The 19,963-nt window shown below is 36.9% G+C and carries 15 protein-coding genes; 12 read left to right on the forward strand and 3 right to left on the reverse strand.

The window, feature by feature from the left end; genetic code table 11:
* The first annotated feature begins 94 nt into the window (after positions 1-94).
* Positions 95-1,234 carry an acyl-CoA dehydrogenase gene (locus EG359_RS21400; protein WP_076353842.1) on the forward strand — a complete coding sequence of 380 codons (1,140 nt, stop codon included), beginning with the start codon at positions 95-97 and terminating at the stop codon, positions 1,232-1,234.
* Positions 1,235-1,255: 21 nt separating this feature from the next.
* On the forward strand, positions 1,256-1,621 hold the full coding sequence (locus tag EG359_RS21405) for a hypothetical protein (protein ID WP_076353844.1): 366 nt from the start codon (positions 1,256-1,258) through the stop codon (positions 1,619-1,621).
* A 287-nt stretch (positions 1,622-1,908) separates the two neighbouring features.
* Here the strand turns inward: EG359_RS21405 and EG359_RS21410 are convergent, their stop codons facing one another.
* Both EG359_RS21410 and EG359_RS21415 read right to left on the reverse strand, forming a co-directional pair.
* Complete coding sequence (locus EG359_RS21410) at positions 1,909-2,856, reverse strand: DUF4349 domain-containing protein (protein WP_076353846.1); 948 nt, start codon at positions 2,854-2,856, stop codon at positions 1,909-1,911.
* A 340-nt stretch (positions 2,857-3,196) separates the two neighbouring features.
* Positions 3,197-4,792 (reverse strand): peptide chain release factor 3, encoded by a 1,596-nt coding sequence (locus tag EG359_RS21415; RefSeq protein ID WP_076353848.1) that lies wholly within the window; start codon positions 4,790-4,792, stop codon positions 3,197-3,199.
* A gap of 198 nt (positions 4,793-4,990) precedes the next feature.
* Between EG359_RS21415 and EG359_RS21420 the strand changes: the two genes are divergently transcribed.
* From EG359_RS21420 to EG359_RS21455, 8 genes are all read left to right on the forward strand, one after another.
* A complete protein-coding gene (locus EG359_RS21420) occupies positions 4,991-5,821 on the forward strand; it encodes a CPBP family intramembrane glutamic endopeptidase (RefSeq protein ID WP_076353850.1) in 831 nt (276 codons plus the stop codon).
* 30 nt (positions 5,822-5,851) lie between these two features.
* Complete coding sequence (gene rdgB / locus EG359_RS21425) at positions 5,852-6,439, forward strand: RdgB/HAM1 family non-canonical purine NTP pyrophosphatase (protein ID WP_394343624.1); 588 nt, start codon at positions 5,852-5,854, stop codon at positions 6,437-6,439.
* Between the two features lie 132 nt (positions 6,440-6,571).
* Positions 6,572-7,486, forward strand: a complete 915-nt coding sequence (locus EG359_RS21430) for a ribonuclease Z (protein WP_076353852.1) — start codon at positions 6,572-6,574, stop codon at positions 7,484-7,486.
* Between the two features lie 6 nt (positions 7,487-7,492).
* A complete protein-coding gene (locus EG359_RS21435) occupies positions 7,493-8,263 on the forward strand; it encodes a TIGR02757 family protein (RefSeq protein WP_076354373.1) in 771 nt (256 codons plus the stop codon).
* An 11-nt stretch (positions 8,264-8,274) separates the two neighbouring features.
* The gene (locus EG359_RS21440) at positions 8,275-8,808 is read left to right on the forward strand and encodes a DUF1003 domain-containing protein (protein WP_084180404.1); all 534 of its coding nucleotides are present in this window, start codon (positions 8,275-8,277) and stop codon (positions 8,806-8,808) included.
* Between the two features lie 213 nt (positions 8,809-9,021).
* The gene (locus EG359_RS21445) at positions 9,022-11,382 is read left to right on the forward strand and encodes a choice-of-anchor L domain-containing protein (RefSeq protein WP_076353856.1); all 2,361 of its coding nucleotides are present in this window, start codon (positions 9,022-9,024) and stop codon (positions 11,380-11,382) included.
* A 169-nt stretch (positions 11,383-11,551) separates the two neighbouring features.
* Complete coding sequence (locus EG359_RS21450; protein ID WP_076353858.1) at positions 11,552-15,139, forward strand: choice-of-anchor L domain-containing protein; 3,588 nt, start codon at positions 11,552-11,554, stop codon at positions 15,137-15,139.
* A gap of 275 nt (positions 15,140-15,414) precedes the next feature.
* Positions 15,415-17,772 carry a choice-of-anchor L domain-containing protein gene (locus tag EG359_RS21455; protein WP_076353860.1) on the forward strand — a complete coding sequence of 786 codons (2,358 nt, stop codon included), beginning with the start codon at positions 15,415-15,417 and terminating at the stop codon, positions 17,770-17,772.
* An 87-nt stretch (positions 17,773-17,859) separates the two neighbouring features.
* On the opposite strand, the gene rsmA is transcribed toward EG359_RS21455, so the two are convergent.
* The gene (rsmA, locus tag EG359_RS21460; protein ID WP_076353862.1) at positions 17,860-18,630 is read right to left on the reverse strand and encodes a 16S rRNA (adenine(1518)-N(6)/adenine(1519)-N(6))-dimethyltransferase RsmA; all 771 of its coding nucleotides are present in this window, start codon (positions 18,628-18,630) and stop codon (positions 17,860-17,862) included.
* A gap of 91 nt (positions 18,631-18,721) precedes the next feature.
* On the opposite strand from rsmA, the gene EG359_RS21465 reads away from it, so the two are divergent.
* Positions 18,722-19,621: a cell division protein FtsX gene (locus tag EG359_RS21465; protein WP_076353864.1), complete on the forward strand. Its 900-nt coding sequence runs from the start codon at positions 18,722-18,724 to the stop codon at positions 19,619-19,621.
* 2 nt (positions 19,622-19,623) lie between these two features.
* The gene (locus EG359_RS21470) at positions 19,624-19,920 is read left to right on the forward strand and encodes a DUF3098 domain-containing protein (protein WP_076353866.1); all 297 of its coding nucleotides are present in this window, start codon (positions 19,624-19,626) and stop codon (positions 19,918-19,920) included.
* Positions 19,921-19,963: the final 43 nt, after the last annotated feature.

A 19,963-nucleotide genomic window follows, 5' to 3' on the forward strand; every position in this document is an offset into this window, starting at 1 on the left:
AGTTGCCTTTATTTCAGCCTTTTCTACCATTCCAATTTATTTTTTCAGATTTGCTTAAAAAGTGTAAATTTACGGCTATCTAATTATTTTTTTTATGGACTTTAATTTATCGGAAGAACAGCTGATGATTCAGCAGGCAGCAAGAGATTTTGCACAAAACGAATTATTACCTGAAGTTATTGAAAGAGACCGTGACCAGAAGTTCCCTGTAGAGCAGGTGAAGAAAATGGGTGAAATGGGGCTTTTAGGAATGATGGTAGACCCAAAATACGGTGGAGCAGGTATGGACAGTGTTTCCTACGTGTTGGCAATGGAGGAGATTGCAAAAATAGATGCATCTGCAGCTGTTGTAATGTCTGTAAACAATTCATTGGTTTGTGCTGGTCTTGAAAAGTTTGCTTCTGAAGAACAAAAAGTAAAATATCTTACTCCATTGGCAAGTGGAAAAGTAATAGGAGCATTTGCTTTATCTGAGCCGGAAGCAGGTTCTGATGCAACTTCTCAGAAAACAACTGCTGAAGACAAAGGAGATTACTATCTATTAAACGGGATCAAAAACTGGATTACAAACGGAGGAACTGCTTCTTACTATATCGTAATTGCACAAACAGATCCTGAGAAAAAACATAAGGGAATCAATGCTTTCATCGTAGAAAGAGGATGGGAAGGTTTTGAAATCGGACCAAAAGAAGATAAACTGGGAATCAGAGGAAGTGATACACATTCTTTGATCTTCAACAATGTAAAGGTTCCAAAGGAAAACAGAATTGGTGAGGATGGGTTTGGATTCAACTTTGCTATGGCTGTATTGAACGGTGGAAGAATCGGTATTGCTTCTCAAGCTTTAGGTATCGCTTCAGGAGCTTATGAAATGGCTTTGAAATATGCTAAAACAAGAAAAGCTTTCAAAACAGAAATCATCAATCACCAGGCAATTGCATTCAAATTAGCAGATATGGCTACTCAGATCACTGCAGCAAGAATGCTATGCTTCAAGGCTGCGTGTGAAAAAGATGCAGGAAAAGATATCTCTGAAAGCGGTGCAATGGCAAAACTATACTCTTCTCAGGTAGCAATGGATACTACTATTGAAGCTGTACAGATTCACGGTGGATACGGATATGTGAAAGAATACCACGTAGAAAGATTAATGAGAGATGCAAAAATCACTCAGATCTACGAAGGAACTTCTGAAATCCAGAAAATCGTGATCTCCAGAAGTATTGCAAAATAATTTTAATAAAACACACTCTCTATGAAAAAATCTTTGTGGATTACCCTAGGTGTCGTACTGCTATTGTTAGGAGTATTTGTATGGTATAAGTACTTCTTCGTTTTCGGAGAAGGCGTGAAATCCGGATATCTGAATTATGCCATGAAAAAAGGCTATATCTTCAAAACCTATGAAGGCAAACTTATTCAGGAAGGTTTCGGAAAAGGAAAAACAGGAGGCCTTACAAGCTATGAGTTTGAGTTTTCTGTAGATGACCCTGAAGTTTTCAAGCAATTGGAAACCAACAGTGGTAAAACCTTTGATCTCCATTACAAGGAATACAATGGCGCTCTTCCCTGGAGAGGAAACACAAAGTTTGTTGTAGACAAAGTTGTGAATATGAAATAATGTAAAAGGCTTCCGATTTGGAGGCCTTTTTTATTTTCAGTAGCTTCTTCCCGCTATTCACTCATACTCCTCGCTCCAATGCATTGGCCAGATCTTGCTGTGGGGTAACCGTTGCTATCGGGGCTATTTTTATTATGGGCTATCGTGCTCCTCAATACCAATTGTGATAGCTATACTATTCAATAGGAGTGGGCTTCAGCCCGCTTAAAAAATAAATAAGCCCTATTCACCTGGCTTTAGCCAAAACTTAAAATAAAAAATCCACCTCTGAGGATGGACTTTAAAATCTATTGAGAATCTTTATTAGGAATGTTTTTGTTTTTCTTTTTATAAAAATAGTATCCAATACCACCAATTAGAAATACAGGCCACAACGGAAGTAGAAACAGAAATATGGAAGTAATGACATCCCAGCCTGACTCTATCGCTGCCAAAGATTTTCCACCGAAAGTTTTAGGTTCTTTTTCAGCTTCAGTTTTATCTGTAATATTTACATTGATACTACAGATGGTGTTATCAGCATAATTATGTCCTGAAACCTGAATGTCTTTAGTATCTATATCTCCTATATTAGCGTTGAGAGCTTCCATTAAACCATCAAAATGCTGGATAGGAACCTTGATGTCTATACTGTATATTTTTTGGCCTTCTTCACGATGATTGGCTGATTCAGCGTAAGAAAGATTTTCACTTTTAATGTAACCGTTATTTTTAATGGCTTCTTCTCGGATAATTTCTTTTACAGTTTCTGCATTATCAGCCTTTATCACAAGATATCCTGTTTTTACCATTTTATCTTTTGGCATATTCAGTTCATAGCTGTCATTTTTAGGCTTGTCTTTATAAATAATCTTTGTTTCCTTGATTACCTTTGGAGCAGGAACATTCACCACGATCTTTTCAGATTTCTTGGTTGCAGAATCCTTTTTTTCAATTTTTGATTCCAGTTTTGTAGAAGCAATTTTATCTGATAAAGAATCTACAATCTTGGATGTATTTTCTATTTTCTGCTGGATTTCATTTTTGGTGTTTTCAATATCCTTTATTCTTATGCTTGCAGAGTCCAGAGCTTGGCTGGCTGTTGTATTGGCATTATCAATGGCTTCTGTAGCAACAGCGGCAGCACTGTCTATACTTTGTACAGCTTCACCAATCTTAGCTGATGAAACCTCACCTTTTTTACCACACATAATGAATGTACCTGATACAACTGCTAGTAAAATGAATTTTTTCATAACATTAATTTTTTGATGAAGTAAAATTAGTCATGAAGCTTTCGAAGTCCTTGTAAATGGAATGTATTGTATTCGTAAAACTATAATTGATACATTTTCAATATTTTGCACTTGTTTTACAAGAGATTTACAAAGCATTTTTCTACGTTTGAAACATGAAATTGTTGGAAAGCTTGGTGTTTTCTTCAAATATTAAATTGGAAATCTAAAAATTCCCCTCATCCAGAGGGGTGGCGAAAATTCAAAGAATTTTTAACGGGGTAATTTCCAGAAAGCATATCATAAAAAAATCCGCAGAAGTTATCTGCGGATCTATATTTTGGCGATTTTGCCCTTTTACTTAGTGATCTCTGAATTCACTGATGAAATGCAGCTTCACATTCGGGAATTTCTCCTGCGTCATGTGAATAGTGAATGATGAGTCTGCCAAAAATACCAACTGGTTGTATTTGTCTCTGGCTAGGAATCTCTGTTTTAATCTTGCAAATTCCTTAAACTCTTCAGATTTTTCATCTGCTTCCACCCAACAAGCCTTATGCATGGATAAAGGCTCGTAGGTACATTTTGCACCATATTCATGTTCCAGACGGTATTGGATAACTTCGTACTGAAGTGCCCCCACAGTTCCGATGATCTTTCTGTTGTTCATTTCCAGAGTAAACAGCTGTGCAACTCCCTCATCCATCAACTGATCAATACCTTTAGCCAATTGCTTAGCCTTAAGCGGATCATTATTATTGATATAACGGAAATGTTCAGGAGAGAAACTTGGAATACCCTTGAAGCTTAGCTTTTCGCCACCTGTTAAGGTATCACCAATTCTGAAGCTTCCCGTATCATGAAGACCCACGATATCACCAGGGAAACTTTCCTCTACCACCTCTTTTTTATCAGCAAAGAATGCATTGGGTGATGAGAACTTCATTTTTTTGCCCTCTCTTACCAATAGATAGTTTTCATTTCTTTTGAATGTTCCGGAAACAATCTTTACGAATGCAAGTCTGTCTCTGTGCTTAGGGTCCATGTTAGCGTGGATCTTAAAAACAAATCCTGTGAAATTATTTTCTTCCGGCTTTACCATACGAAGATCACTCTCCTTAGGCTGTGGCATTGGAGCAATTTCAATGAATGCATTCAATAATTCACGTACCCCAAAGTTGTTTAAGGCAGAACCAAAGAAAACCGGTTGTAGATCACCGTTCATGTAATCTTCACGACTGAATTCAGGATATACTGATTGGATAAGCTCTAGCTCGTCTCTCAGTGTTTGAGCAGCTTTTGGACCTATCGCCTCATCAATGGAAGGATCGTTAATATCATCAAAAGTAATAGATTCACCTACTTTTTGCTTTCTCTCTTCAAGGAATAACTGGATATTGTTTTCCCAGATATTATAAATTCCCTGGAAGTCGCTTCCCATACCAATTGGAAGGGAAAGCGGAACAACTCTTAATCCTAATTTTTGTTCAACTTCATCCAGCAAATCGAAGGCATCCTTACCCTCACGGTCAAGTTTATTAATGAATACCAACATCGGAATGTTTCTCATTCTACAAACCTTAACCAATTTCTCAGTTTGTTCCTCAACCCCTTTTGCAACGTCAATTACAACAATTACAGAATCTACGGCAGTTAAGGTTCTATAGGTATCCTCAGCAAAATCCTTGTGACCAGGAGTATCAAGAATGTTAATTTTATGGTCTTTATATTCAAAAGCCAATACGGAAGTGGCTACAGAGATCCCTCTCTGTCTTTCAATTTCCATAAAGTCGGAGGTAGCTCCTTTTTTTATTTTATTGGATTTTACCGCACCTGCTTCCTGAATTGCACCCCCGAAAAGTAGTAGTTTTTCCGTAAGGGTAGTTTTTCCGGCATCCGGGTGGGAAATGATCCCGAAGGTCTTTCTTTTTTGTATTTCTTTGATTAAGTCTGACATATCGTATTTTGAAGTTGCAAAAATCGTGATTTTTTATGAGGTTTTCAAATAAATTAAAACAATGTTCTTCCACTCGGATGAGAACCTTATTTTTTGTAATATTTACGGAGGTAGCGAAAATAAGTATTTTCCTTTTTAGTTGCCTGTAGTATTCAAAAAAATTATCTTTGTTTTTATAAATTTTTACAGAGAAAAAGAATGGAAAATAGCAGGTATCCGAAGTTTACTTTCACATGGCTGGGCGCTGTTACCTTAGTAGTTGGGTTGTTTGTAGGAACAATGGCTGTTTCTCTATTCAGCACCTTTTGGAAAGTAGCTTTCAAGGAAAATTTAGAACTTAAGGATTGGTTCCTTATGGTGGCCAATTCAGTAGGGTTCCTTACCGCTATTGCCTTTTTTGATTTTTTTATTGTAAGGCGAACTACAAACATGAAGCTTAACTTCAACTTTTCGTCAGTTAACTTCTATACTTATCTTCTGGTCTTTCCTATGATGTTGGGAATGATGTTTATTTCAGAATTTATTACCTCGCTGATCCCGATAACAGGGCCATTTTTTGGAGATTTTTATGAATACTTTACCCAGTTGATGAGTCAATTAACTGATGATCCCGCGATAATGCTGATTATGACGGTCATGATGGCTCCTATTTTTGAGGAGATTATATTCAGGGGGATTATTCAAAAAGGATTAATTAATAAGGGCGTTGAACCTTGGAAAGCTATTTTGTATGCCTCCATTATTTTCGGGATCGTTCACGGAAATCCCTGGCAGTTCATCAGTGCAGTAATGCTGGGTTGCGTTTTGGGATTGGTATATTATAAAACAAAATCCTTACTTATACCCATATTATTGCATGGGTTTAATAACCTAACCCTTTCACTGCTGGTATTGTTTGGAAAGAATGAAAGTTTTGCAAAGTTTTTAAATGTTTCAGAATGGCTTATTCTGGTCGCAGGAATTGTACTTTTCTCTTTGTTCTACTATCTTTTTACGAAAAAATATAAAGTACATTACTCTGAAATTTAATTAACAGCAGCTAAAAAGTAAAATTGGAAAATGAATATAGACATGGAATTATTGGTAGCAACACACAACGAACATAAAAAAGAAGAAATTCAGCAGATTCTAGGGAATGAATGTACGGTTAAAAGCCTTAGAGATTATAATATTCATGAAGAAATTGTAGAAGATGGAGATTCTTTTCATGCCAATGCATTAATTAAAGCAAAGTATTGTTTTGAAAAGACAGGAGTTCCAAGTTTAGGTGATGACAGCGGTTTGGTAGTAGAATCTTTGGATGGAAGACCCGGGATATTCTCTGCACGTTATGCAGGAGATCATGATTTCGCTAAAAATATTGAAAAGGTATTGGAAGAAATGCAGGGAATAGAAAACAGAAAGGCTTACTTCGTTACTGTTTTATGCTACTATGATCAAAATGGGGCTAAATATTTTGAAGGAAGGGTTCATGGAAATTTATTGACAGAAAATAAAGGTTTCAAGGGATTTGGTTATGATCCTATTTTTGTTCCTGAAGGGCACGAAAGAACCTTTGCAGAAATGGATCCTGAAGATAAAAATAAAATCAGTCACCGTAAGCAGGCCCTAGACTTGTTTATGGATTTTTTAAAAGTAACTGATTAAAATATGATAAGGCCATAGTGAACCATTTCTCTATTTCTGAGGAGGTGTTCACTATGCTTTTCCTTTTAAATTTGACGGTAAAATATACGTTTTCAATTTTCTGTCGTACATTTGTTTCAATAAACTATTGATTTGAGTACTTATTTAACAATATTAGGTTTTAACTCGGCCATTCCGACTATCAATACCTCACCAACGGCTCAGTTGCTGGAAATGGAAGAAAGACTCTTCCTGATCGATTGTGGGGAGGGAACACAGGTGCAGCTGAGAAAAGCAAAAGCTAGATTTTCAAAAATCAACCATATTTTTATTTCTCATCTTCATGGAGATCATTGCTTTGGTCTTCCTGGTCTTATTGCTTCTTTCCGTCTTTTGGGAAGGGATAATCCATTGCATGTCTATGGGCCAAAAGGGATCAAGAAGATGCTGGAAACAATCTTTCAGATTACAGAAACCCATCGTGGTTTTGAGGTGGTTTATCATGAATTGGATAAGGATTATTCTGAAAAGATCTATGAAGACAATAGAGTAGAGGTATATACCATTCCTTTAGATCACAGGATCTATTGCAATGGTTATCTTTTTAAGGAAAAACCAAAGGACAGGCATCTTAATATGCAGGAAATTGCTAAATACAGTGAGATTGAAACCTGTGATTATCATAACATAAAAGCAGGAAAGGATTTTGTATTAAGTGATGGCTACGTTCTTAAAAATGAGATTCTGACTGTTGATCCGGCTCCACCTGTATCATATGCTTTCTGTAGTGATACCCGATATCTTGAATCTGTAATTCCAATCATTAAAAATGTAACGGTTTTATACCACGAATCCACATTTTTGCATGACTTGAAAGAAATGGCAGATTATACAGGACATACTACAGCGCTGGAAGCTGCTACTATTGCTCAAAAAGCTCAGGTAGGAAAACTGATCCTGGGCCATTTTTCGAATAGGTATGCCGATTTGACGGTGTTTACAGATGAGGCCAGAAATGTCTTTCCAAATTCATTCTTACCAAAGGCCTTGGAAAGTGTAAAAATTTAAATGAATATGCTGAATTTTGAAGAACTCAGAAGTTTTCTGGATGAAAAAGCAGATCAGTATAACACTCTCGATTTTGTTGAAGATGATCCGATACAGATTCCGCATCGTTTTTCATTAAAACAGGATATTGAGATTGCCGGTTTTTTAGCTGCAACAATTTCCTGGGGAAATAGGAAGTCAATTATTAATTCTGCCAATAAAATGCTTGATATTATGGGGAATTCTCCCTATGATTTCGTTTTGAACTATTCTGAAAAAGATTTGGAAAGCATTCAGGATAAAAGCATTCACAGAACATTCAACGGACAGGATTTTTCATACTTTATTAAGCAGTTTAATAGAATTTATAAGGAAAATGAAAGTCTGGAAGATTTATTCAAAGTAAAAGATTCGGAAATAAATTTTCTGTATGCCATAGAAAGATTCAGAAGTAGTTTTCTGGAGACTGAAAAGCACAGAAGCCACAAACACATCAGTTCACCCTATAAAAATTCATCAGCTAAAAGGATTATCATGTTTCTGAGATGGATGGTAAGAAAGGATAAACGTGGTGTAGATTTTGGAATCTGGAAAAATATAGATCAGAAATACCTGTCTATTCCGCTGGATGTACATACCGGAAACATTTCAAGAAAACTGGGTCTTGTTTCAAGAACACAGAATGACTGGAAAACAGTGGAAGAGCTGGATGTAGCAATTAGAAAATTTGATGAAAAAGATCCGGCAAAATATGACTATGCATTGTTTGGATTGGGAGTAACCAAGGAACTCTTGTAAAAAAAGAAATGATGAAAAAATATAACGAAAAAACAGAAGTTCTTGAGAAGATAGCAGACCGTGTTACTTCATGGATTGGATCTATTCAATCTTTGATTGTGCATACCTTACTTTTTTTTACTTCGTTTTTGCTTCCTATGATACATCTTGTAGAATTTGATAAGATGCTTCTTATTCTTACTACAGTTCTTTCTTTGGAAGCTATTTATCTGGCAATCTTTATTCAGATGTCTGTTAATAAAAGCCACGAAAAAATTGAAGATATTCAGGAAGATATCGAGGAAATTAGTGAAGATATTGAAGATATTCAGGAGGATATTGAGGAGATTAATGAAGACATAGAAGATATTCAGGAGGACATTGAAGAGATCAGTGAAGATATTGAGGAGATCAATGAGGAAGAGGAAGAAGAGGATCATATTGAAAGAGCAAAAAATGTAATCCTAAAAAGTAATGTAAGCTCTAATAAAAACGAAATAAAGGCTTTAAAGGATATTATTACTCAACTAAAAAATGAGATTGAGCAATTAAAAAACAATGAATAATTAGTCCTGAAAATCATTATTATTTAAGAAGAATAAGCAAACAGATCAATATTTATTGGTCTGTTTCTTTATAATTAAAAGATAAGTATTGTTTATGTAAAATTTAATGATAATGTATATTTTTTATGATTATTACATTAAATTAAAAGATAAGTGCCTGAAATGCTGATTTGTTGTCGTTATTTTTGCTACATTTGAACAAATGAATTTAAAATGTTGAATTATAGATTAAAAAACTACTTTTTTCTTTTAACGTTTTTACTGGCTTCTATTTCTGTCTTTTCTCAGATTACACCTGAAAGAAAGAAGATAAGAAAGAAACCTTCTACGGAAAGTTTGAGAGCTGGAACATTTATAGATGTAAATGTTCCTCCTTATGCTGCTTCAAATTACTCTCCTGAACAACTGGTAAAAGAGATTTTAATTAATGGCGGATCCACTTGTACCACAGCCAATGTCACTAATGTTACGGTGAGCCCAAACCATGCTGCCGATAATGATAACAGGTTTTGGGGGTACTTCAATAAAGGAACGGCAACTTTTCCTTTTACAGATGGAATTGTACTCACAACAGGACATGCCAAAGAGGCTGGGAATAGTTTTATAGGATTACTGGGTAAAACCATAGGTACGGGAAGTGATCCGGATCTTGTGGCTGCTACCAATCCTACCGTGGAGCTGAAAGATGCTGTAGCTCTTGAATTTGATTTTGTTCCCAATTCTACTCAGGTAAAATTCAATTATATTTTTGCTTCGGAAGAATATGATTCAGATTATCCTTGTACGGGTGGTTATTCGGATGCTTTTGCACTTCTTCTAAAAAAAGTCGGCGATCCTACCTATACCAACCTAGCTGTATTACCGGGTAGTGCAGGACCTGTAAGTGCAACGAATATTGTGCCTGCTGGTAACGGTTTCTCTTGCGGGCCCATCAATGAGGTTTATTTTGGAGGAATGAATAATCCGCATGTTGGCTTTAATTATTATGGAAAAACAGTTCCTTTGACTGCGATTGCAGATGTAATTCCTGGACAAACCTATCATTTTAAAATGGTACTGGCAGATGCAAAAGATAATGGACATGACTCTGCGGTCTTCCTTGAGGGAGGATCATTTGATATAGGTATCAAAATTGTGGATGAAACCGGAGTAGGGTTACCGGGAACCATTAATATGTGTGACAATACACCAAAGTCGTTAAAGGCTCAGCTGGCTACCATTCCGGGGATGACTTTTCAATGGTATAAGGATGGAGTTTTAATTCCTGGTGCTACCAATGCTATTTATGTTGCCACCCAGCCAGGGGTGTATACTATAAAAGTAATGATTCCGGGAAATCAATGTCCGGGAGAAGCTACTATTAAGATTATTGGCGGAACAAGCCCTACGGTACAAAATGCAGTACTGAAACTTTGTACTACCCCTACACTTAGTACATTTGATCTATTGGCTGCACAGTCTATGATCAGTACAACACCGAATTCAATATTCCGTTTTTACCTTAATCAGGCGGATGCGCAAGCTCAAAATAATAGCTATATTCCTAATCTGACAAACTATAATGGTACAGATGGCCAGGTATTGTATGTTCTTGTTTCCAATGGGGCATTTTGTAGTAAAATAGCAACCCTTACATTAAGAAAAGAAGAAACTCCTATCGTGAAACTTAATGCCGCAAAATTAAAGATTTGTGTAGGCGAATCAGTTCTATTAACCGCATCTGGCGGAGTAACTTATGAATGGAGTGATAACCCTACTACAGGAGGAATCAGGACTGTGAGTCCTACTAAAACCACTACCTATATTGTGTATGCTATCGGGGCGCAAGGTTGTAAATCATTACAGCCGGCACAGGTTACTATAGAAGTGGTTCCTGCTATTGTTTCTACACTAAAAGGAGGACATATCTGCCAAGGAGATAGAATTCTGTTAGATGCAGGTTCAGGTCCCGGATATACCTATGAATGGAGTACAGGACAAACCAGCCAGACCATTACTGTAGATAAACCAGGAGAGTATAAAGTAACAATCAGTAATGGAGTTTGCTCCAAAGAATTTAAAACAGATGTGATTAAGGCTGTTATTCCCGAAGTTACAAACGTTGATTATAATGATAAAGGAACTATAGTTCTTACAGCAAGCAATCCAAGCAATGGTATACTGGAATATTCAATAGATAACGGGATTACATGGCAATCATCCAATGTATTTACCAATGTACCTAAAAATAAGGTGATCACTATACGTGTAAGGGTTAAGTATACAAGCTGTGAAGGCTATCTGGAGTTCTTTACCTTTGTAATGAAAAATGTAATTACTCCCAACGGAGATAATATCAATGATATTATTGATTTCAGAGGAGTGAGCGGATATAAGGATTTCAGTGGTAAGGTTTTCGACCGTTATGGAAAAGAAGTATTTAAAGCAGAAAAAATCAGACCTTATTGGGATGGTTATTTCCAGGGAAAACGATTGCCAACAGCATCCTATTGGTATCAAATCACTTATGAAGATCCTGCAAGCAAGCTTCTTACCGTGAAAACCGGATGGATATTGCTTAAGAATATAGAATAATTTTAAACGATAATTAAAAGACTGGCTGTTTTGTCAGTCTTTTTTTATTATTCTTAAATAAATAGAGTTGATATTCTATCATAAATAAATTTGCATTAGTAATAATGTAAATTGTGTTAAACTGAATTTCAATCAAAAAAAATAGTATTTTTGTTTAAAATAATATAAAATGTTAAATAGGAGGACAGGGAATTTATTTTTGGCGTTATTTTTTGCTTTTATGGGAAGCTTTATTTTTGCTCAGAACAGAGGAAAAGTAGGGGAACTCAGAAGGCCCAGCGCAGCCACTTTAAGAGCGGGCGCTTTTATAGACGTGAATACTCCCGCTTATCCTGAATCTGGTTATAGTATTACGCAGTTGGTAAAGGATGTTCTTATATCAGGAGGAGGGTGTGCCAGTGCTAATGTGAGCAATGTTGTTGTATCTCCTAACCTGCAACCCGGTAATCAGAACCGAAGCTGGGGCTTTTTTAATAAAGCAGGGACGAACTTCCCATTCAATAAAGGGATTATTCTTTCTACAGGATATGCAAATAAAGCCGGAAATTCTTTTCTTGGTGATCTGAGTGATGATCTGGCAACAGGTGGCGACATGGATTTGGCCACTGCCCTGAATATTGATAATACTTTTCTTACAAATGCTACATTTATAGAGTTCGACTTTGTAGCTGTTTCCTCAGAAGTTACCTTTAAATATTTATTTGCATCCAAGGAATATCAGCAAAATTTCCCATGTAATATTACGGATGGTTTTGCCTTATTACTGAAAAAGGTGGGAGATCCTACCTATACCAATATGGCAGTGCTTCCTGGAGGAGCAGGCCCTGTGAGTGTAACTAATATTCACCCGGCATTTCCCCCTACTTGTGGTCCTAAAAATGAAGCCTATTATGGCGGAACAAATACAGCTCAGATAGAAACCAACTTTAATGGCCGTACAATTCCTTTAACAGCAAAGGCAGCTGTGATTCCGGGACAGAAGTATCATTTCAAAATGGTGCTGGCAGATTTTCAGGATCCTAATTTCGATTCGGCAGTATTTTTAGAAGCCGGATCATTTGATATTGGAGTGAAAATTCTAGGTCCGGGAGGAGTACAGCTTCCAGCTTCTGTGAATATGTGTGATAATACACCACAAACCTTTACTGCATCTGTTCAGGAACCTAACGTGACGTATCAGTGGTTTTTAAATAATAACCCTATTCCGGGAGAAGTTAATCCAAGTTATACAGCAACACAACCCGGAACTTACACCGTTAAAGTGTATATTCAGGGAAGTTCTTGTCCGGGAGAAGCAACAATTACTGTTGTTGGCGGAACTTCTCCTACAGTACAGAATGCTACACTCACAGCATGTTATACAACAGGAAATGCTACTTTTAATTTACCAATAGCACAACCTTCAATAAGTACAACACCAGGGGCTAATTTTTCCTATTATACCACACTGGCAGATGCCAATGCAGGAAATGCCAATACAATTCCTACTCCTGCAGCTTATCCTAGTCCGGGAGGGCAGACTGTCTATGTGAGAGTGGGAAGTGGTTTCTGTGCTAAGGTGGCAGAATTACAACTGGTAAAGGCTCCACAGATGACCGTGTCTATTGTGCCTCCTGTAGCTTTAACTTGTACTAATTCTCAAATAACGCTGGATGCCACAGCTTCAGTGTATCCTTCGGGAGCAACATTCAATTGGGTAACGACAGGAGGGAACATTGTTTCGGGTGGAAATACCCTGAATCCTGTCATCAATGCACCCGGAACATATACTTTGACTATATCACAAGTTTATCAGCCTGGTAATGTTAGTTGTACAGCAGTCGGAAATGTAGTGGTTACCGGAAACAGTGCACCACCCAATCCATTACTTACAGCAACTAAGGTTAAAATATGTAAGGGAGAGTCAATCACATTAACCGCTTCAGGAGGAGCTACCTACAATTGGGGTGGAGGTCTTCCAGGAAACGGAAATACACAGGTAGTGTCACCTACAGTTACTACTACTTATACAGTGACTGCGGTAGGATCCAATGGATGTGTATCTCCAAATCCAGCTACCTTAACGATTGAAGTATCAGAGCCGTTTACAGCACAAAATGCCATTCTGCATAAATGTTATCAACCAGGGTTAACTTTTAACCTTACAGAGGCTCAGAGCCAGATCACCAGCGCTTCAGGAGTTACATTTACTTATTATGTAAATCAGGCTGATGCCAATGCTGCCAATGGTAATTTTATTACAGGTGCTACAGCATATACACCTCTTTCGGCTAACCAGACAATCTATGTATTGGTGAGCAACGGAGGGTGTAGTTATGTGGTTTCTCTTCAATTGCTGAGAACTGCTGAAACAACATTAACTATTGCTACTCCACAAACGGTTACTTGTACAACGCCTCAGGTTACCCTTAATGCCTCAACTTCTGTAATACCGACTGGCTCTACAATTTCGTGGACTACAGTTGGAGGAAATATCGTTTCAGGATCTACCACACTTACTCCGGTTGTAAGTGCTGGAGGAACATATACATTAACAGTTACTAATGTTTCACAACCAGGAAATTTAAGCTGTCCTTATACTGCAACGGTTACTGTAACCCAAGATACAGCAGCCCCTGTTGCCGCGCTAGTATCATCACAACCTCGTATATGTGTTGGAGAATCGGTAACATTAACGGCTTCAGGAGGAACAACCTACCAATGGGGGAATGGTCTTATAGGAACCGGGAATACGCAGGTAGTATCACCAACGCTTAACACAGTATATACTGTATATGCAGTAGGAGCTAACGGATGTGTGTCTGCAACCCCTGCAACGGTTACTGTTCAGGTAGGACCACCTATCGCAGGACTATCAGCGTCAAAATTAAAAATATGTGCCGGAGAATCGGTAACCCTTACCGCTACCGGAGGATTCACCTATAATTGGGTTGGTCTTACAGGAAATGGTAACACCCAAGTGGTGACTCCTACAGTTACCACTATCTATTCTGTATATGCATTGGGTGGAAATGGATGTAGCTCTGTGAAGGCTGCTGAAGTAACCATTGAGGTAGTTCCTGCCATAGTTTCAACCTTGGAGAATGTGTATGTATGTGCCGGAGATAATGGTACTTTAGATGCCGGAGCCGGACCTAACTATACCTACCTATGGAATACAGGAGCAACTACCAGAACAATAACAACAAATGCTCCAGGTACCTATTCTGTAACCATTAGTAACGGAGTTTGCTCTAAAGTATTTACAGCACAGTTAGTTAATCCTGATCTTCCTCAGTTTACGAATGTTGTTCATGAAAAGACTACTCTTACCCTTACAGCAAGTAACCCAACAGGAGGAACTCTGGAATACTCTATTGATGGAGGGTTGACATGGCAGAGCTCAAACGTGTTTACCGGTATTTTGAATAATACAACCTATCATTTAATGGTAAGAGTGAAAAATGCTAAATGTGGCACTTCATTAGATTACTTCACATTTGTACTTAACAATGCCATTACCCCTAATATGGATGGGATTAATGATACCATAGATTTTACGGGAATCAGTGGATATAAAGATTTTTCAGCTTCAATTTTTGATAGGTATGGAGCGGAAGTCTTCAAGGCTTCAAAAGGAGATGTGATCTGGAGAGGATCATTAAAAGGAATCAATCTGCCAACCGGTACGTATTGGTATCAGGTTCAGTGGGAAAATCCGGCAAACAAGAAATTGGAACAACGCTCAGGATGGATACTTTTGAAAAATAGAAACTAAATTCTTTGATGAATAGAAAATAATTAACAAAACCTTTCAGAAATGAAAGGTTTTGTGTTTTTTAGCAATAAAGACTAATCATCTTTGTGATTTATTTTAGGAAAGATATAAATTTGATAAAATAAGGTTTAATGTTTACTATCATTTATTTAAAGGGTTTTGTTAATGAAAAATTGATTGCAAGAAGTGATATTTTTGTTCTTTTTATTATAAAAAACACAAATATGTGTATGGGATATTTAAAAAAAAATTAAATTTGTTGAAACAAAAATATTATGAGAAGACATCTACCGCTTTGTTTATTTTTTTTAGTCATTTCGACTTTTTTATTTTCACAAACCCAATATCCCAGAAAACCAGTAAGGGAGCAAAGTACTGCTCAATCCAGAAGAGCTGGAGCCTTTATTGATGTGAATGCTGCAGGGTATTTGGAGACCAATTATAGTATAGAAAAATTAGTAAAGGATGTACTAATCTCATCGGGAACCAATACTTGTGTTACTCCAAATGTAACCAATGTAAAGATTACTCCTAACCACGCGGTAGGGGATGCAGATAGAGCTTGGGGATACTTTCATAAGGCAACCACTAATTTTCCTTTCAAGGATGGAATTATACTTACTACCGGATTTGCAAGAAGAGCCGGTAATAGTTTTGAGGGAGCCCTTAATGATGTTAATGGAGGTGGATCTGATGCAGATTTAGCGCAGATTATTGGAGTAGTAGAAACTAAGCTTAATGATGCTGTACTTCTGGAATTCGACTTTGTACCTACCACTTCACAAATTAAATTTAACTATTTATTAGCATCCGAAGAATATACAGGTTCATTCCCTTGTACCTTTGCAGATGCTTTCGCAATATTACTTAGACCTACTTCAGGTGGACCTTATGTGAATATGGCTATTTTACCGGGAGGAGCAGGACCGGTAAGTGTTACCAATATTCACCCTGCAATAGGATCAAGCTGCGGGGCTGTTAATGCCCAGTATTTTGGTGGATACAATACAGGGAACGTTGAAACGAATTTTAATGGAAGAACAGTTCCGCTTACAGCTATTGCAGATGTAGTGGCGGGACAGCAATATCATTTCAAAATGGTAATTGCCGATTATAGTGACCATAGTTATGATACAGCCGTATTTTTGGAAGGAGGGTCTTTCAATATTGGGGTAGACCTATTAGGCCCTGGAGGCGCAAAATTGCCTTCTGACATTAATGTGTGTGATAATGTACCTCAGGTAATTACAGCTTCTGTAAGTGACCCTAATTTAATTTACCAATGGTATTACAATGGTACTCTAGTACCTAATGCTACAACCAATACAATTACAGCATTGCAGCCGGGAACTTACACCATTGAGGTGAGTGTGCCAGGAAATCCATGTCCGGGGAAAGCTTCAATTGAAATTCATGGAGGAACAACTCCACAGGCAAATGATGCAACAATGCTACTTTGTACCACTCCGGATATTACAACCTTCGATTTAAGTACAATCAAACCGTCCATCAGTCCAACTCCTGGTGCTGTTTTCAAGTTTTATGAACAACAGGCAGACGCGCTTGCACAAAACAACAATAACATTCAGAACATCTTGAATTACAACGGTAATGATGGTCAGATTTTGTATGTAGTGGTTTCAAATGGTGGTTTCTGCAGCAAGATGGTTGAATTGAAACTCTTGAAAGAAGCAACGCCAACAACAAAGGTTAAGGCTTCAAGTATAAAAATATGTCCGGGAGAAACTGTAACGCTTACGGCAGAAGGTGGAGATACTTATTTGTGGAGCAACTTTCCGGGAACAGGCAATATGCAGGATGTTACCTTATATCAAAGTACAACATTTACAGTATATGCTATTGGGGCAAAGGGATGTAAATCTCTTAACCCTGCAACAATAAGAATAGAAGTAACTCCTGAAATCACAACACCTTTAACAGACGTTGAAATGTGTGTTGGAGATCAGGTTACTCTTGATGCCGGAGCGGGACCTAACTATAAATATCTATGGAGTACTGGTGCAACTACTCAAAAGATTAACGTAAATCAGTGGGGAATTTATACTGTTGAGATTGATAATGGATTCTGTAAAAAAAGCTTCCCTGTTAAGGTAATGGGTGCAGCTACTCCTTATGTAGTTGGATTAGACTACGAGAGTACTAAAAAGACATTGACAGTGATGGCAGAAAACCCACCAATGAACAATACACCAAGTAGTCTTGAATATTCTATTGATAACGGAATTACATGGCAGCAGTCTAATACATTTACGGGTCTTTTAGATAATACAAACTATACGATTCTTGTAAGAAGAGTGGGGACTCATTGTGTAGGAACCTTTGATTTCTTTACATTACAGATTAACAATATCATTACCCCTAACGATGACGGAATTAATGATGTATTGGATCTGAAAGCTCTTGGCCAGTTTAAAAACTTTACAGGTTCTATTTACGATAGATATGGAGTGGAAATGTTCAAGTTTTCAAAAGAAAATCCAACATGGAATGGAACAGTAGCAGGTAAAAGATTACCTTCAGCAACCTATTGGTATAAGTTCAATTTTGAATATCCAAAATCAAAAACTCAGATGAACTGGTCCGGATGGATCATGTTGAAAAACAGAGAATAAAAAAAAGAAAGCCTTTCATTTGAAAGGCTTTCTTTATAAAGTTACCATTAAAAAAGCTCCTGATATAGGAGTTTTTTTGTTATATTTCTATTGGTTTTCTTTCCAAAGATTTGCAAAATGAATAAAATCAGACACACTAAGTTCTTCTGCTCTTTTGTCTAAAAATTCGTGACCTTTTAAAGCTTCAGGGATATTTAAAGCTTTCAATGCATTAGAAAGTTTTTTTCTTCTCTGGTTAAATCCTGTTTTTACAATTTGCTTAAAGAGAACCTCATTGCCTGCCAAGCCCTCCTTTGGATTTCTTGTAAGTCTGATAACACCGGACTTTACTTTTGGCGGCGGGTTGAATACATTCTCATGAACGGTAAACATATAAGATACATCGTAGTAAGCCTGTATAAGAACCGAAAGAATACCGTAATCTTTAGTTCTGGGTACTGCAGCTGTTCTTTGTGCAACCTCTTTCTGGAACATTCCCACCATTTCAGGAATCAGCTCATAGTGATCCACAATCTGGAATAATATCTGTGATGAAATATTATACGGGAAATTACCAATAATGGCAATCTGTTCATCCTTGATAAAATTAAAATCCTGCTTCAAAAAATCTCCTACAAAGGTATCTTCTGTAACCTTAGAATAGTTGTTTTTCAGATACTCGATGGATTCTGTATCAATTTCTGCAAGGTAAATGGTTTGGTCCTTTTCAAGAAGATATTTGGTAAGAACCCCCATGCCGGGACCCACCTCCATAATATTATTATAGTTCTCAAAACTAAGACCTTCTACGATTTTTCTTGCGATATTTTCATCTGTCAGGAAGTGCTGTCCAAGATGTTTTTTTGCTTTTACACTCAAGGTTTTTTATGATTTTATTAACAATGATTTTCTTTATTTCGTCCCAAATTTCGGAAGATTTTTTCTATTTTAGCCAAAAATTTTAATATTAATGGCTAAATCTGTAGATGAATTTAATAAGAAAAGGCTTCGGTCCAGCAATATTACAGTAGTGATAAGTATTGCCTTAGTGTTATTTTTGTTGGGATTAATGGGGCTTATTTTAATCAATGCCCAGAAATATTCCGACTATATCAAGGAGCAATTGGTGGTGAACGCCTACTTTGATGAAAATTATGATGCTAAAGATTCTGTAAAGATTGCAAAACTTGAGGAAGAAACTTTTAAAAAGGTACAGACGTTAGCTCCTGTAAAAAAAGCAACCTACATCTCAAGAAGCATGGCTGCTAAGGAAGCCAAGAAAAGTATGGGGATTGATAGTGATGCCTTGTTTGAGGAAAATATTTTCCCTTCATCCATTGAGGTAGCTTTAAAACCTGAATATGTAGATCCTACAAAGATAGATGAAGCCATCAAGGCGATTAAATCTGTTCCGGGGATTATAGATGTTAAAAATGACAGTACCTTGATGGTCGATGTTTACAATAACCTGAGCAGAATCTTAAAATGGATTCTAGGATTTTCAGTGTTGTTTTTAGTATTAGCTGTTGTATTGATTAACAACTCTATTCGTCTGAAAATATTCTCCAAAAGGTTCATTATTAAGACCATGCAGCTGGTAGGAGCAAAAAGAAGATTTATTCTTAAGCCGTTTATCATTGAGGCAATTATTTTGGGAGCCATTGGTTCTGTGATTGGTCTTCTTGCATTAGGTGGTGTCTGGTATTACTTCACAAGCCAGATTGGCTCAGCTTTCGTACAGGACAACAATCAGTATTTCTGGTTAGTTATCTTAGTATTAGGAGTAGGAATCTTTATTTCTGTCTTAAGTACTATTTTCGCTACATGGAGATTCTTAAAATCAAACGTTGACGATTTATACTACTCTTAAAAATGAGCAAAAAAATAAATAAAATTTCAGCTTCAGATTTCGGAAACGAAGCAAAAGCAACACCGGAAAATGCATTCTATTTTGGACAGCAGAATTTCAAATGGATGTTGATAGGATTAGCATTTATTGTTGTTGGATTTCTTCTGATGATGGGGCCTGATGCTAATACTGTAGACGGTAAATTTGATCCGAACTCATGGAATGACGGTATTTTTTCCATCAGAAGAATCAGAATAGCTCCGCTATTTGTTGTAATAGGGTTTGCAATAGAAGTATACGCTATTTTAAAAAGAAAATAATTATAATTTATATTTAGAGATTAAGAGATTAGGAAATTTAGAA

This window comes from Chryseobacterium joostei, assembly GCF_003815775.1.
In the GTDB taxonomy this organism is placed as follows: domain Bacteria; phylum Bacteroidota; class Bacteroidia; order Flavobacteriales; family Weeksellaceae; genus Chryseobacterium; species Chryseobacterium joostei.

Bases quoted from the DNA above. Each gene is read 5' to 3' on its own strand.
- EG359_RS21400 (WP_076353842.1), top strand. From the start codon at position 95: ATGGACTTTAATTTATCGGAAGAACAGCTGATGATTCAGCAGGCAGCA.
- EG359_RS21405 (WP_076353844.1), top strand. From the start codon at position 1,256: ATGAAAAAATCTTTGTGGATTACCCTAGGTGTCGTACTGCTATTGTTA.
- EG359_RS21410 (WP_076353846.1), bottom strand. From the start codon at position 2,856: ATGAAAAAATTCATTTTACTAGCAGTTGTATCAGGTACATTCATTATG.
- EG359_RS21415 (WP_076353848.1), bottom strand. From the start codon at position 4,792: ATGTCAGACTTAATCAAAGAAATACAAAAAAGAAAGACCTTCGGGATC.
- EG359_RS21420 (WP_076353850.1), top strand. From the start codon at position 4,991: ATGGAAAATAGCAGGTATCCGAAGTTTACTTTCACATGGCTGGGCGCT.
- rdgB (WP_394343624.1), top strand. From the start codon at position 5,852: ATGAATATAGACATGGAATTATTGGTAGCAACACACAACGAACATAAA.
- EG359_RS21435 (WP_076354373.1), top strand. From the start codon at position 7,493: ATGCTGAATTTTGAAGAACTCAGAAGTTTTCTGGATGAAAAAGCAGAT.
- EG359_RS21440 (WP_084180404.1), top strand. From the start codon at position 8,275: ATGAAAAAATATAACGAAAAAACAGAAGTTCTTGAGAAGATAGCAGAC.
- EG359_RS21445 (WP_076353856.1), top strand. From the start codon at position 9,022: ATGTTGAATTATAGATTAAAAAACTACTTTTTTCTTTTAACGTTTTTA.
- EG359_RS21450 (WP_076353858.1), top strand. From the start codon at position 11,552: ATGTTAAATAGGAGGACAGGGAATTTATTTTTGGCGTTATTTTTTGCT.
- EG359_RS21455 (WP_076353860.1), top strand. From the start codon at position 15,415: ATGAGAAGACATCTACCGCTTTGTTTATTTTTTTTAGTCATTTCGACT.
- EG359_RS21465 (WP_076353864.1), top strand. From the start codon at position 18,722: ATGGCTAAATCTGTAGATGAATTTAATAAGAAAAGGCTTCGGTCCAGC.
- EG359_RS21470 (WP_076353866.1), top strand. From the start codon at position 19,624: ATGAGCAAAAAAATAAATAAAATTTCAGCTTCAGATTTCGGAAACGAA.